Here is a 14743-nt window from a genome sequence, read left to right as displayed (position 1 = left end):
TGAGGATGACCAAATTTGCAATTCTGCTGCTTGGCCTGATCAGCGCGGATGGCGCTGCGGCGCAGGACGCAGACTGGACCTACAAGGCGACGATCTATGGCTGGTTTCCGGGCATGTCCTCCTCGGTGGACACAAGGTTCGGAACGGTCGAGGCGGATTCAAGCTCCAGTGACGCCCTGTCGGATCTGGACATGGCGTTCATGGGCAGCTTTTCGGCGCAGTACGGACGCTGGGCTTTTATCGGTGATCTTCTTTATTCCGACCTGTCATCGTCGCAGGACACGCCATTTGCGCTTTACGGTGACGGCACGGTCGACGTAAAGACGACTGCGATCAGCGGCTATGTGCTTTACCGCGTCGTGGAAAATCCGCAGATGCTGCTCGATCTGGGCGCGGGTTTTCGCCATTTCGACGTTGATGTCGATGTAGCACTGAGTCCGGGCCGCCGCCCCGCCGCCTCGCAAAGCTTCAATGGCAGCTGGACCGATCCGCTGATCGCCGCGCGCCTGTCCGTGCCCATCAACGACAACTGGTTCCTGTCCGGTTTCGCCGATTGGGGTGGCTCGGGTGGCGATGACGAGACGTGGCAGATCTATGCTGGCGTCGGCTATGCCTTTGACGAGAAGTGGTCGACCCAGTTCGGCTACCGGCACATGGAAATCAGCAAGGAACTCGACGGTCCCGACATGTCGATCGGGATGGGCGGCCCGGTTCTGGCGCTGACCTATAATTTCTGACCCCAGTCCGACGCTCCACGCCGCTTCCAGCGAGGATGAAATGGCCAAGCGACCCAAGCTTCCCGCCCGTCTCCTGCGTGAGCCGCTTTTGCATTTCGCGATCCTTGGCGGGTTGATCTTTGCGTTTTTGAGCGAGGCGAAGACGACCCAACCCGCCGCCGAGGATCATCGGATCGTCATAACCGGAAACGAGGTTGAAAGGATGGCGGCCGCTTGGGCGCAGCGATGGCAGCGCCCGCCGACCGCCGCCGAAATGGACGGGCTGATCCGCGAGGCGGTCAGGGAACAGGTGCTGTATCAGGAGGCATTGGCCTTGGGGCTGGACCGCGACGACGTGGTGGTCCGTCGCCACCTCCGCCAGAAATACGAATTCCTGACTCAGGATCTGGCCTATGACGCGAACCCGGATCAAGCGGTGCTGCGCGCCTATTACGACGCGCGGACCGACCGCTACACCGAACCGGCCCGGCTGAGCTTCAGCCAGATCCGTTTCGATCTTGAGCGACCGGGTCTGCCTGCGGAAACGGCGGCGGCCAGGGCGCTTGCCGCGCTGCAAGGGGCAACGGGGCCGCAAGCAGCCGATACGCTTGGCGATGCCACATCTCTGCCCACCAGTTTCGACATGATCGACGATGCCGAGGTAGCCGCCATGTTCGGCCCGGACTTCACCGCGTCCGTGTTGCAGGCCCCGCCCGGAAGCTGGGCCGGTCCGATCGCTTCGGGATACGGCCTGCATCTGATCTGGGTTTCAGACAGGGCTCCGCGCGCCGTCCTGCCGTTCGAGAAGGTCAGACAGCGGGTCGAGGAAGACTGGCGCTATGACCAGCGCCGCGCGGCCAATGAGGCGGTCTATCGCCAGCTGCTGGCCCGTTACGAGGTGGTGCTGCCGCCCCCTGCCCCCGTTCAAGCAGGCGGGGGCGGCTCGTGATGCGCGGGCTGCTTGTCGCAATATTTGTGCTGCTTGGCCTGTCCCAGCCGCTGGCGGCGCATGAATCCCGCCCGGCCTATCTGGATATTCGCGAATTCGGTCTGGGACAGTATGACGTTTTGTGGAAGCGCCCGATGCGCGGCGACTATGTGATCGGCTTTGCCATCGATTGGCCCGAGGGCTGCAGTGCCGCAACCAAGCACGAGTATCAGGTCCCCGGTGCCTCGGTCCAGCGGATGCTCTTGGACTGCGGCAAGGCCGGGCTGATCGGGCGACAGATCGCGATCGCCCGCCTCCCCGAGACCAGCGCCGAGGTCATCGCCCGTATAGATTTAGCCGATGGCACCACCCAGACAGATCTGCTGCGCCCGTCCTCGGCGGTGATGATGGTCAGGGGACCACGCAGCGCGCTGTCGGTGGGGGCGGAATATGCCGTGCTGGGCTTTGACCATATCCTGTCGGGAACCGACCACCTGCTGTTCGTGCTGGCCCTGACCCTGATCGTTGGTGCGAACTGGCAGCTGGTCAAGACGATCACCGCCTTCACGCTGGCCCATAGCATCACGCTAGCCCTGTCAAGCTTGGGGGTGGTGCGGGTCTCGCAGGTCCCGGTCGAGACGGTGATTGCGCTGAGCATCGTGTTTCTCGCCCGCGAATTGCTGCTGATGCGGCAGGGGCGACCGGGGTCGACCGCGCGCGCGCCTTGGATTGTGGCCTTTGTCTTTGGCCTGCTGCACGGGCTGGGATTTGCCGGTGCGCTGCGCGAGATCGGCCTGCCGCAAGGCGATGTTCCAGCAGCACTTCTGGCCTTCAATCTGGGCGTCGAGGCGGGACAACTGACCTTTGTCTCAGTGACCCTCGGGCTGTTCTGGCTGCTGCGGCGACCCGTATTTCCTGCGCCACCGAAATGGCTCGGGCAGATTCCGGCCTATGCCATCGGCGCTGTCGCCGCGTTCTGGACCTTGGAGCGACTGATGACAGCCTGACCCCATCCGACAATCCCATGCAAGGAGGCGAAGATGAAACCGGACAGACTAAAGACAATCGTCCTTGCCGCGATCGCTGCCAGCCCTTCCGCGACGCCTGCCTTGGCACAGCAGGATATCGCTGATCCGCATGGCCATGATCCCGCAGCGCTCACCACCCTGAACAAGGCACCGCCATACTCCCCCAATGCCGGACGCAACTTTCCCGACCGCCCGCTTTTTGGCGAAACCCATCTGCATACGACCCTGTCTTTCGATGCAGGCACATTCGGGGCACGCCTTGGCCCCCGTGACGCCTATCGCTTCGCCAAGGGCCAGGAGATCGTGTCGAATACCGGCCAACCCGTCCGCATCTCGCGGCCACTGGATTTCACCGCCGTCACCGACCATTCCGACAATATGGGCTTTTTCAACGAGTTCGCCGCAGGCAATCCCGACATCCTCGCCAATGCGCAGGCAAAGGGCTGGTATGATCTGATGCAGTCCGGCAAGGGGGCCGAGGCCGCCATCCAGATCATCACCGCGTTCTCGAATGGCAGCTTTCCCATCGAGATCATGTCGCAGCCCGGCACGAAACTGTATCAGGACACTTGGAAGGACATCATCGCTGCCGCCGAGGAAGCCAACGATCCCGGCAAGTTCACCGCGCTGATCGCCTATGAATGGACCTCACAGGTCGGCACGGGCGACAATCTGCATCGCAACGTGATTTACCGCGATGGCGGCGATCTTGCGGTGCAGATGGACCCTATGGTCACGCTGCCGCCGCATGGCAGTCAGGACCCGGTCGACCTGTGGAAATGGATGGGCGCCTATGAGCAGAAGACCGGCGGGCATGTGCTTGCGATCGCGCATAACGGCAATCTGTCCAACGGGTTGATGTTTCCCACCATCGAGCAGTTCGGCAAGCCCGTTGACGCCGATTATGTCGCCGAGCGCGCCAGATGGGAGAAGCTCTATGAGGTGACCCAGACCAAGGGTACGGGCGAGACACACCCCAATCTGTCGCCGAACGACGAGTTCGCGGATTTCGAGATCTGGGACAAGGGCAACCTGACCATGACGGTGGCCAAGAAACCCGAGATGCTTCAGCACGAATACACCCGCATGGCACTGCTGAATGGAATGAAGCTCGAGACCCAATTCGGCACCAACCCCTACAAGTTCGGTCTGGTGGGATCGACCGACAGCCACCTTGGGTTCTCGTCCTTCGAAGAGGACAATTTCTTTGGCAAGACCGTCTCGATGGAGCCGAGCCCCGAGCGCATTGCCAAACCTTTCGTCAAGACCGACATCGGCACGGTCAGTGAATGGGAGGTAGGCGCGGCGGGATTGGCCGGGGTCTGGGCGGTCGATAACACGCGCGTCTCCATCTTCGACGCAATGGAGCGCAAGGAAACCTATGCCACCACCGGCACGCGGATCACGGTGCGGTTCTTTGGCGGCTGGGACTTTGGTCCCGGAGATGCCGAAACCCGCCGCCCGGCTCAGGTAGGCTACAGCAAGGGCGTGCCGATGGGCGGCGATCTGGTAAACGCACCCGCTGGCAAGTCCCCCAGCTTCCTCGTCGCGGCGCTGAAGGACCCGATCGGCGCCAATCTGGATCGGGTCCAGATCATCAAGGGCTGGATCGATGCCGAGGGGAATGCACAGGAAAGCGTCCATGACGTGGCTTGGGGCGACGCCACAACGCGCAAGCCCGATGCCGCGGGCAAGCTTCCCTCGGTCGGCACCACCGTCGATATCGCGGATGCCAGCTATACCAATACGATCGGAGATCCCGAGTTGATCGCCGTCTGGACAGATCCCGATTTCGATCCGGCGCTGAAGGCCTTTTACTACGCCCGCGTCATCGAAATCCCGACACCGCGCTGGACAGCCCGTGATGCGAAATTTTACGGCCTGACACCCGGTCAGGACGTGCGCATGACCATCACCGAAAGGGCATTCACCTCGCCAATCTGGTATATCCCGTCCCGATGAGGCCTATGAAAGAAACCTTCACTTATGGAGGTGATCAGGCGAACTGGGCTGCCCACAGAGCCGGGCGTTCCAACTGCTGTTCCGGCTTTACGGGCGGGCCGATGCCCTGCCCAACAAGAACTCGGCGCTGTCCGATATCGTGCTACATCCCCTTACCCTTTAGGCGCTCGGCAAGACCGCATGTCTTTTAACCTGCCAGCCGATGAGGGCTCAGCCCGTATTCTGATCGCGGTAGGTCGCTGCGGCGCAGGGTAGCGGGGCAGAGGATGTGCAAAACCTCCGTGCGGTGGGCCGGGCTCGGGTCCTCAGCGGGTGCCAGCCGCGCGCGCATCCTCAAGAGCCCGCTGCACGCGAGCGGTCAAGCCGTCCGCGACGATGCGCGTGACGCGCGAGAACGGCGCGCTGGCATTGATCGCCACGCTGACGCTTTGCGGTTCTGCTGCCTTGTCGCGGACGGGCAGGAAGATCAATTCACCCGCTTCCAGTTCAGGTGCCGCGTCAAGCTCCGAGGTAAAGGCGATATACCGCCCGCTGCGGGCCAGTTGCTTGACGAGTTGCAGCGAGTTGGTCTCGACCAGCTTGCGGCTGCCCTCAAGCGCCCAGTTGTAATGCGCATCGAGGAAGCGGCGGATCACCAGCGCCCGGCTTTGCAGCACGATCGGATAGGCGACGGCTTCCTGCAGACTGGTGGTGCCGCGGCGAGCGAGGTCGTGGCCGGGGGCGACGACGCAGCCGAAAGGCAGTTCGGCGCTCCACAGGATATGCAGGTCGCGGCGGGGGGGCAGGTTGAAGACGGCTGCCAGATCGGCCTGGCCGACGGCGAGCGACTGAATCACGTCGTCGGGGCTCGCGACGGTGACATCTAGCGAGATGCGCGGATGGCTGACCGCCAGATCGGCGATGAAGCTGGGCAGGAAACCGTTCACATGGCTGTCCATCACCGCCAGCCGCACATGGCCCTGATTGACGCCCTGCAACTGCTGGACTTCCGCGACAACCCGGCGTTCATCGGCCTTCCAGCGCCGCACAAGCGCGATCAGCGCATCGCCTGCGGGTGTCAGGCGCATGCCGCGCGGGACGCGTTCGAAGAGCGCGGTGCCGATGTTTTCCTCCAGAAGCGCGATCTGGCGGATGACGGCAGAGGCGGCGACGTTCAACTCCTTCGACGCGCGCTGGACGGAACCGGAGCGGGCGACCTGATCGGCATAACGCAAGGCGGCAGGCAGAAGCGATCCGCGCATCGGGAAAATCCGTTCTAATTTCTAGAATGAAACTTTGCTTAAACTGAGATGGACGGCAACGGGTTCTTGCGGGAATGTCGGGTCAGATACCACGCCGCGACGGGCCAAAGCCGGACGCGGATCACCTCGGACACACCCAATGACCGGACTGATCGCAACGCCTTCGGCCATCGCCGAAGCGCCGGGCGCCCTTGCGCCCCTTGCGGCGAAAAGCGCCGCCTCGCCGCTCCAGAGCGGCCAGCATGTCGGCTGGCTGATGGTCGCGCCGACGATCCTGTTCCTTATGGTCTGGTTCGCCTGGCCGGTGCTGTCGATGGTCTGGCTTAGCGTCTCGGCCAAGGTGGTCGAGGGGGTGACGGTGCCGGGGCTGACTGCCGATAACTACCTGCGGCTGTTCCAGACCGACCTTTATCTGCGCATCCTCGCGCGCACGGCGCGGGTGGCGGCGCTGACCTGCCTCGTGGCTGCGTTGCTCGCCTATCCGCTGGCCATCGCCATCGCCCGCGGCAAGCCCGGTCTGGCGCGGATCGTGACTCTGACCATCCTCGCGCCACTGCTGGTGAATGTGGTCGTGCGCTCCTATGGCTGGCAGACGATCCTGAACAAGACCGGGGCCTTGGCCTGGGCTCTGAAACAGGTTGGCATCACCGGTACGCCTTCGCTTCTTTACACCGAATGGGCGGTGCTGATCGCCTGTGTCCATGTCTACCTGCCGTTCATGGTGATGCCGCTGGCATCGGCCATCAGGCGGATCGAGCGGTCGGTCGAAGAAGCCGCCCGCGTCGCCGGGGCGTCGCGGTTCCGGGTGTTTGTCCGGGTCATCCTGCCGCTTAGTCTTCCGGGCCTCGCAGTCGGCAGTTCGCTGGTCTTCTCGCTGGCCGCCGCCGCCTACGTCACCCCGCAAATCCTTGGCGGAAACTTCTCGCCGCTTTTGGGCACACTGATCGAGCAGCAGATCCTTACGCTGAACGACTGGCCTTTCGGTGCCGCCATCTCGACCTTGCTGATCATTCTGGTGCTGGGGTCGAACATCGTCTTCCTGCGGCTGGTCAACCGCCGCTTCGCCAAATGGACCGGAGGGTCGAAATGAACGACGACATCAGCCCCGTCCTGAAAATCTGCGTCTGGGTCTTGCTGGCGCTGGTCGTCGCCCCGCTGGTGGTGCCGGTGCTGATGTCGGTCTCGGACACGCCCTTCATCACCTTCCCGCCGCAGGGCTTCACGACCGAGTGGTATGGCAAGGTACTGACTGATGCCGAGGCGCAGGGAACCTTCCTGTTCTCGCTGAAGCTCGCCGGCGTCGTCACCCTAATCTCGCTGATCCTCGGGGTTCCCTGCGCCGCCGGTCTGGTGCGTTACGACCTGCCGGGGCAAGGGTTGATCCTCGGCCTGATCCTGTCGCCGCTGATCGTGCCGCTGATCGTGATCGGGGTTGCGCTCTTGCAAACCTTCGCGATGCTCGGCTCTCGCGCCACCTTCGCGCAACTGGTCATCGGTCACACCGTCGTTTGCCTACCTTACGTGATCCGCACCGTCTCGGGCAGCTTCGTGTTGGTGAACCGCTCGCTGGAGGATGCGGCCTCGGTCATGGGTGCCTCGCCCCTTACTGTGGCGCGCCGGGTGGTCTGGCCGCAGGTGCGACCCGGGATCTGCGCCGGTGGCATCTTCGCTTTCATCGTCTCGTTCGACGACTACCCGATCTCGATGTGGCTGGCCGATGGCCGCAACTTCCCGGTGCCGCTGTTTCTGCATTCGATGATCGAACGCTCCTTTGATCCCTCCATCGCCGCCATGGCCGCGCTGATGATCTTCTTCGCCCTCCTCCTCGTGCTGATGATCGAGAAGGCCTTCGGCATCAGCCTCGCCCGCCTGATTTCCTGATCCTCAACCCGTCATCCGAAAGGTTCCGACATGACCCTTCTGTCCCGTCGCCGCTTCGCCGCCCTCTCGCTTTCCACCCTTGCTGCCCCGATGATCCTGTCCAAAGGCGCCTGGGCGCAGGGCAAGGAAATCCAGATCGGGATCTGGGGCGGCTCGCAGGGCGAGTTCGTGCGCAAGAACATCATCCCGCAGTTCGAGGCCGATTTCGGCTGTACCGTCATCGCCGAGGAAGGCTTCACCCTCGCCAATGTCGGCAAGATGCAGGCCACCAAGGCGAACCCAAAATTCTCGGTCATGTTCATCGACGATGTGGCGATCCCCACCTGCCGCGCCGAAGGGCTGATCGAGGAACTGCCGGTGGTCGACATGCCCGCTGCTGCGCATCTGATGCCGCGTTTCGCCTATGACGGCTGGGGCACCGGTGTCGCGATCTCGGTCGCGGGGCTCTTTCACAACACCAGCATCGAAGCGCCGAAAACCTATGCCGAGCTTTGGGGCGACGCCTATCGCGGCAAGCTGAAGCTGGTCAGCCCGAAAAACACGCCGTCGGTCTTCTTCCTGATTGTCGCGGCGGCGGTGAAATCGGGCAAGCCCTTCGCGGAAGCGCAATACCTGATCGATGACAGCTTCGATCAGGTCGAGGCGCTGAAGCCCAATATCATGAACCTCTTCGACAATGGTCCGCAGGCCGCGAACGAGGTCGCGCAGGGGCAGGCCGACATCGGTCTGATGGAGCTGTCTAAATACGTCTATCCCTATGCCGCCAAGGGTGCGCCGATCACCATGGCCTTCCCGGCCGAGGGCAGCTTCGGCGGCAATAACTGTCAGGTGCTGGTCAAAGGCGGCCCGAACCGCGATCTTGCCGTGGCCTTCATGAACCGGATGCTTGAGGCACAGGTCCAAAAGAGCTTCTCGGAATTCGCGCTGACGGCGCCGCCGGTGTCGGGGATCGCGTTCGAGGAGCCGACGTTGAAATACATCGCCTATCCCGAAACCCAAATGGACAGCCGCGGTCTGTTCAACCCGGATTGGAATTTCATCAACACCCGCCGCTCGGCCTGGACCGAGCGGATGAACGGCATCTTCGCGGTCTGAGGGCAGCATGGCACCGATCACCAATCAGTCCCGCGGCGCGGAAGTGCGCCTGACCGGACTGGGGCGCAGCTACGGCGACAACCGCGTCGTCCAAAGCGTCGATCTGACGATCAAGGGGGGCGAGATCCTCGCCCTTCTCGGACCCTCGGGCTGCGGCAAGACCACGACCCTGCGGATGATCGCCGGCCTGATTGAGCCGACCGAGGGCGACGTCATCATCGATGGTCGGTCGGTGATTGGTCTGCCGGTCCATAAGCGCAACCTCGGCATGTTGTTCCAGGACTACGCGCTGTTCCCGCATCTGACCGTGCGCGAAAACGTGGCCTTCGGGCTGGAGATGCGCGGTGTGCCCAAGGCTGAAATCGCCGCCCGTGCTGACGAGGCCCTGCGCAAGGTCCGTCTGGCGGGTTTTGAAGCCCGCATGCCCGCGCAACTGTCCGGCGGCCAGCGCCAGCGCACAGCTTTGGCCCGCGCCATCGTCTATCAGCCGCGCGTGCTGCTGCTCGACGAACCCTTCGGCGCGCTCGACCGCAAGCTGCGCGAAGAGATGCAGGTCGAACTGCGTGCGCTCTGCGCCGAACTGGGACTGACCACGATCATCGTCACCCATGATCAGGAGGAAGCCCTGATCCTCGCCGATCGCGTGGCGGTGATGGAGGGCGGGCGCCTCCGGCAGGTCGCCCCGGCGCAAGAGATCTATCACCGCCCCGCCACCCAGTTCGTGGCCGATTTCATGGGGGTGACCAACCTTCTGCCGGTCACGGTGACGGGCGGTTCGGCCGAGGGGCTGGCGCTGCAAGCGGCGGGAGTGATCTGCCTCAGCACGGTCGCCCCCGATCTGCCAAAGGGCACCAAGGCGACCATCGCCATCCGCCCCGAAAGCATCGTGATGCAGATGGGCGAGAGCATGCCCCAGCCGAACCACGTCACCGGGACCGTCGCGCGCACCGCGTTCCGCGGGCAGGCGCTGTCGGTCTGGCTGCAACATCAGGGCGGCGAGATCGTCGCGGCGATCCCGACCGGCCAGCTGGTCGAGATGCCCCAGATCGGCACGCGGTGGACCGCGAGCTGGCCGGCTGCACGCACGCTGGTGGTGCAGGGCTGAGCCGATGACGACCGACCTTGCCCCTCCCCGCCGCGCCATCGGCTTGATCCTGCCGTCTTCCAACCGAGTGGTCGAGCGCGTCGCCCATCGCATGATCGCAGGGCGCGACGATATCGATCTGTGCTTCGCCCGCGTGCCCTATGCCGGTCACCCCGCCGATGGCTACGATATGTCGGTCTTCCGCGCTGCCGCGCGCATGTTGGCCGAAGCGCGGGTCGAAGGGATCTGCTGGAACGCCACCCGCGGCGCGCTTCTGGGCTTCGACCCCGACCGCAGGCTTTGTGCCGAATTGCAGGACCTGACCGGCGTGCCGGTGACAACGACGGCGCTGGCGACGCTCGACACGCTGAAGCGCCACGGCGTGACACGCATCGCATTGCTTGCGCAAGGCGACTGCGCCGAAACCGACCGGATCGCCGCGAACTTCGCCCGCGAGGGCATTGAAGTCGCGGTTTCGCATTCCCTCGCGATCCGCGAGAACTTTGATGCGGCGCGCGTGCCCTCGGACCGGCTGCTATTAGATTTGCGACAGATGGATGGATCTGCTGACGTGCAGGCGCGACTGATCTGGAGCACCAATATTGAGGGCTACTCCCTCAGCACGACGGCAGGTAGCGTGGCTCTGGTCTTCGATTCTGCCTCAATCGGGATGCAAACACTGTTTGGTATTCTGGAGAACAAATCTATCTTCATTCGATCATAGCTGTGTATGAGATCGTCGTCGGCAGGCGGCCCAAAGCACCGGCAAGGCACCTCTGGCTGCGGCTTTTGATGACTGGCTCCGGCCCATTCCAGCCTTTCGGCTCGCCACTATGCGGCGCTGCAGCATTCACCGAAGCGGCCGGACAATCATCGCGCAGCGAGAGACTCTCGGCCGCAGTAGAAATGCGGACGAAGCCGCGTTCGCAGTTGCAAAAGCATAGCCTTACATACCGAAACTACTTGAAGGCCGAACTGCCCGCAGCTACGATCTGTTTCGGGCTGACGCCCCAGCCTCCCCCCTCCAAAGGGAAAGTATTCAGCATGCAGGGTCTGACATAGAGCTTTTTCTGTTCGAGCGCTCACATAAGGAGGGATTGTGAAATACTGCTCGCAATAGGCGAAACTCAAGTGAACCTATCTGCTCCCACCAATGAGTTGAAGCGGAAAGCTAAACTTCTGCGCGGAGAAGAAGGCATGCCATTGAATCAGGCGCGTGCTCTCATAGCCAAGCAGGAAGGATATGCAAGTTGGGGCTTGTTGATCCGAGACTATGAAGCTCAAAAGCCCAAACGCCCGGCGAGGATCATGTCCGGCTATCTCATCAAGTCCCTTCCGTTTGATGCGGCATATCGAAGGGAAGCTATCGCCTTAGCAAATTCTACCTTTGAGAGTGTAATTCGCAGTATGGAATCTGATAATCCCGAAGAGACGCGGGCTCTTTGGGACGCTGCAGAGTATGTCGACCACCACCATCTGAGTGTAGACATGCTGCCGATCGACAGCGAGTATGCGCTGTCATTGATTGAAGCGTTTTTGGTCCACTACGTGATCGAACTTGCCGGTCGAACTCATAGCAAGGCAAAGGAGCGCGAGTAACTGAAAACTTGGTGGGGGCATCAGCTCCCCACCAACGTCCAACCTGGTGGGCCGCGGTGTCACGCGAAAGGCGCGACATAAATGTCGGAACCGCATTCAGTGCTTCAACGTGCTGTGGAGACAGCGAAGATGCTCTTGTTGCCATCAAGGTACGAAAGATGGCACGGCGACGCTCTTACTTCTCGCGTCCAGCCTCAAGCCATTTTTGGGCCTGCACCGCAAGCACTGGGCCGACGAGGGTGGCAAACACTATAGCGAGGCCTGTGACCTTGATCGTAAAGTCCAGCGGCGTAGTCCCTCACGGCGTTTCCCAGACTTCAGAGCAAGTTAGGCGAGCCCTGCCTATGTTCAAACAGGATTGATGGCGGCCGAGTTCAACCGTCCTTCAAACACTTGCTGAGCATTGAATTGAATGCCACCGTGCTCCCTGTGGCCTTCAGCAAAATCGGCTGATCCGACATCGTATCCTTGATAGCGATCTGCTTCTTGGCACCGGAAAAAGCTTTTGCAACTAGGCGAGCATTTTCGAAGTCGAATACCGCCTCTATCGCATTGAGGTTTTGGCCCACCGAACCCGCCGAGAGAACTGGATCATCGGTAAATTCTAGAACGCTCCCATCGACGGCAATCTTCAACTCGCCCTGCATGGGCTGTTTGCCAGTATACTCGTACCCGGGTACCACTTTGATATGCATACTTAACCCGCTACACATGACGAGGACACCTGAACGGACTGACATGGCATACTCCACAGTGACCTGGCTATTTCCACTGAACGGATCGTCCTCAACTTCTGCTGTCCATGTCTTGAAACCAGCGATGGCTGGAGCACTTAACACAGTCAGGGTTAGGACAACGGCAGGAAAGTATCTCGCAATCATAGCAATACCTTCGCTCAAAGTCGGATCGAAGATAGCATGTCGCTCGGCTCGTTAACTGAGCAAGCATTATTGCGTGGCGGAGATGATACGGCGATCTCTGGAAAGGCGGACTCCCCGTCCGAGCAACGTCCCTTGACACCATTAGACTTTTTGAGACTGCCCGCCCGTTTTCCCTCAGTTTATTCCTCAGCGATCAAGACTTGCCATTCTGGCGATCAAAGCGTCGACATTGCGGACAAAACGGACACTCAAGCGGGGAGACTTTCTTCCCGCACCGAGCAGTGCAATAATTCGGCAACCTTTGCCAAATAAACAAGACATGATGTTCATCATGCACTGGGCCAGGATGTCGGTAGCTATAAAAATACCCTAGCGTGACTACGCTCGGTTATTTATGGTTCGAGTGCTGCAGATGAAAGATTCTCTATCGGAAAATTCATGCCCACCTTTGCGCGTTTCATTTGATGGACTTAGATTTGCCTGTGATTGCAAAAATCTCGTCTGGCCATCCATCGTGCAAGAGCACCAAAGATCGTAACTTTTTTACGCCAGCATTGCTCCTGTTTACTCTGTTTTTGTCAGCTTGCGGTGGCCCCAGAGCGACACATATATCTCCTCGGGAGAACCGATCGGCTGTCCGCGATATTCACATGGCGAGCTACACTCTGAACCGAGTGGAGAATGACATCGGGGCCGCCGCGCAGGCTCGCGATCTCTTAAAACATACAAGAAATGCGTGTGTGCGCAGAGGGAGTGATCTTATCTGCCAAGTGAATAGCGTGGTAGCTTACAATAATGTAAAAGGAAAGCCACGCAAATCTACTTTCAGCGCAGTTGCTATTTACGGCGACAACTCCCACTGCAGAACTAATTTTATATTATCTAGACCAGATAGCCCAATTGCCGACATAATGACTTATTCTATCTATATTACCATCCGAGATCAGGAGCGTATTTTTAGTATAACGCAAAATGAGGCGATTACGATAATGAATACGAAAAACCGCTTCTTGGAAATATGTGACGGTGTGATGGAACGGTACAACAATTGACGTTCCGACAGGAGTGATTGGTTTGACCAAACAGTAGGCAGACACCGGCGACCGCATTTACTCTATCTCGCTACAACAGCTAACCAAGATGCTACGCCCCGCGTGAGCGTCGGCTAAGGGCTCAACCATCGCTGATAACCATAAAGAATGGCCTCTCAAACTGAGAGGCCAAGAAGGTCATGCAGAGCTTGACGGATAGAGCCCTAAAAGAGAAAGGTCCCGCTCGGCACCCTTTTTCTTTGAGTGGAAGCTGGCTCAAACCGCATCCAGAACCAAATGCGGCTGGCCGTCCGAGGTCTTGCTGAGACTTACCCCCGCCGCATTCACCGTCGCGTTGATCCGCTTTCGCGGGGCCGAGAAAAGCTCGGATCGCGACACGTCCACCGCTTTGTCGAAATCAATGGTCAGCGCATGATAGCCGCGACCGCGTTCACGCGCCGCGATGACCCGACCGGTAAAGGTCTGGCCAAGGTAGCGGCCGCGCACCGTGCCGCCAAAGCTCCAGGGTGCGAGTTCGGCCGCTACCGCATTTGCGGTATTCCAATCGCGCAGCCCGTGGCTTTGGGCGACCAGCTCCAGCGCCTCGGAATGGCTGATGGGCCTGCCGCCACGCTCCAGCGCCGCGCGCAGGTTCTTGGCCTGCGATTTCAAGGACTTCACATCATGGTTCAATGCCATGTCTTCACCTATTCTTGCATGATGCCTCAACAGGCGGGGCTCACATTGCCGCCAACCGGCAGATGCCAGATGGGGGGATAGCAAATCAGGACTTCACCATGGGCGTCTTGCCTGTGAGCGGCCGGGGCCTGAACCCGAAGGCCCGAATATGGGGCCGTGGCGGTTTTCGTCAAGTGCGTGGCCATCATGCAGTGAGCGCAATGAAAAAAGATCTGATGATTGGGAGACTGCCAAACCTCCGACCGAGGCACTGCATTCCTCCTGTATGATGCGAAAATCTGCTGAAACGCCAAACGATGGAGGTTCGCTATGCAATTATGGGCTTTCGGCTGGTTCACTCACAATACCTAAACGTGAGGGTAACAGATGAACGACAGGAATGGGCTCGAATTAACCCGTCTTCTGTTGTCGGTCCCTTGATAGTCAAAGGGCACGGTCCGTAAGTATACTGACACGTCCGAGATGAGGACGTGCTCTGCCCCCTCGAAACTGGACCGTTTGAAGCTAGAGTTTTCGGCTAACCTTCCCCGGCTGGGACAGGAACTGAAAACGATGAAGGCATCGAAGTTCACGGAAGCGCAGAAGGCGTTCATTCTGA

13 protein-coding genes and 1 pseudogene are annotated in these 14743 nt (G+C 60.6%); 10 read left to right on the top strand and 4 right to left on the bottom strand.

Annotated elements, in window-relative coordinates; genetic code table 11:
- Positions 1-5 precede the first annotated feature (5 nt).
- Genes GL300_RS20120 through GL300_RS20105 form a run of 4 tightly spaced genes read left to right on the top strand, consistent with a single transcriptional unit; the run spans position 6 to position 4634 of the window.
- Positions 6-737 (top strand): outer membrane beta-barrel protein, encoded by a 732-nt coding sequence (locus GL300_RS20120; RefSeq protein ID WP_170297745.1) that lies wholly within the window; start codon positions 6-8, stop codon positions 735-737.
- 40 nt (positions 738-777) lie between these two features.
- Complete coding sequence (locus GL300_RS20115; RefSeq protein WP_155041489.1) at positions 778-1665, top strand: peptidyl-prolyl cis-trans isomerase; 888 nt, start codon at positions 778-780, stop codon at positions 1663-1665.
- Positions 1665-2651 (top strand): HupE/UreJ family protein, encoded by a 987-nt coding sequence (locus tag GL300_RS20110; protein ID WP_155041488.1) that lies wholly within the window; start codon positions 1665-1667, stop codon positions 2649-2651. The genes GL300_RS20115 and GL300_RS20110 overlap by 1 nt, the downstream gene beginning before the upstream one ends.
- Positions 2652-2684: 33 nt before the next feature.
- Positions 2685-4634 (top strand): DUF3604 domain-containing protein, encoded by a 1950-nt coding sequence (locus GL300_RS20105; RefSeq protein ID WP_155041487.1) that lies wholly within the window; start codon positions 2685-2687, stop codon positions 4632-4634.
- 305 nt (positions 4635-4939) lie between these two features.
- On the opposite strand, the gene GL300_RS20100 is transcribed toward GL300_RS20105, so the two are convergent.
- Positions 4940-5875 carry a LysR family transcriptional regulator gene (locus tag GL300_RS20100; protein WP_155041486.1) on the bottom strand — a complete coding sequence of 312 codons (936 nt, stop codon included), beginning with the start codon at positions 5873-5875 and terminating at the stop codon, positions 4940-4942.
- 139 nt (positions 5876-6014) lie between these two features.
- Here GL300_RS20100 and GL300_RS20095 point away from each other — a divergent pair, with 139 nt between their 5' ends.
- The 6 genes from GL300_RS20095 (at position 6015) to GL300_RS20070 (ending at position 11534) form a co-directional block, all read left to right on the top strand.
- The gene (locus GL300_RS20095; RefSeq protein WP_155041485.1) at positions 6015-6965 is read left to right on the top strand and encodes an ABC transporter permease; all 951 of its coding nucleotides are present in this window, start codon (positions 6015-6017) and stop codon (positions 6963-6965) included.
- On the top strand, positions 6962-7756 hold the full coding sequence (locus tag GL300_RS20090; RefSeq protein WP_170297744.1) for an ABC transporter permease: 795 nt from the start codon (positions 6962-6964) through the stop codon (positions 7754-7756). The genes GL300_RS20095 and GL300_RS20090 overlap by 4 nt, the downstream gene beginning before the upstream one ends.
- 30 nt (positions 7757-7786) lie before the next feature.
- The gene (locus tag GL300_RS20085) at positions 7787-8851 is read left to right on the top strand and encodes an extracellular solute-binding protein (RefSeq protein ID WP_155041483.1); all 1065 of its coding nucleotides are present in this window, start codon (positions 7787-7789) and stop codon (positions 8849-8851) included.
- 7 nt (positions 8852-8858) lie between these two features.
- The gene (locus tag GL300_RS20080) at positions 8859-9956 is read left to right on the top strand and encodes an ABC transporter ATP-binding protein (RefSeq protein ID WP_155041482.1); all 1098 of its coding nucleotides are present in this window, start codon (positions 8859-8861) and stop codon (positions 9954-9956) included.
- A gap of 4 nt (positions 9957-9960) precedes the next feature.
- Positions 9961-10659 (top strand): aspartate racemase/maleate isomerase family protein, encoded by a 699-nt coding sequence (locus GL300_RS20075; RefSeq protein ID WP_155041481.1) that lies wholly within the window; start codon positions 9961-9963, stop codon positions 10657-10659.
- A 407-nt stretch (positions 10660-11066) separates the two neighbouring features.
- Positions 11067-11534, top strand: coding sequence for a P-loop NTPase family protein (locus tag GL300_RS20070; protein ID WP_155041480.1), 468 nt, complete (start codon positions 11067-11069; stop codon positions 11532-11534).
- Positions 11535-11628: 94 nt separating this feature from the next.
- On the opposite strand, the pseudogene GL300_RS27490 reads toward GL300_RS20070, so the two are convergent.
- The 3 genes and pseudogenes from GL300_RS27490 to GL300_RS20060 all read right to left on the bottom strand — a co-directional run.
- Positions 11629-11697 (bottom strand): annotated as a pseudogene (locus tag GL300_RS27490) (DUF6680 family protein); the annotation flags it as partial.
- 211 nt (positions 11698-11908) lie between these two features.
- Positions 11909-12415 (bottom strand): hypothetical protein, encoded by a 507-nt coding sequence (locus GL300_RS20065; protein ID WP_155041479.1) that lies wholly within the window; start codon positions 12413-12415, stop codon positions 11909-11911.
- Positions 12416-13722: 1307 nt separating this feature from the next.
- Positions 13723-14145 (bottom strand): glyoxalase superfamily protein, encoded by a 423-nt coding sequence (locus GL300_RS20060; RefSeq protein WP_155041478.1) that lies wholly within the window; start codon positions 14143-14145, stop codon positions 13723-13725.
- Positions 14146-14743: the final 598 nt, after the last annotated feature.

The organism is Paracoccus litorisediminis (assembly GCF_009711205.1).
In the GTDB taxonomy this organism is placed as follows: Bacteria; Pseudomonadota; Alphaproteobacteria; order Rhodobacterales; family Rhodobacteraceae; genus Paracoccus; species Paracoccus litorisediminis.
Note: the sequence above shows the minus strand (reverse complement) of the source record. Positions and strands in the feature narration are given on the sequence as shown.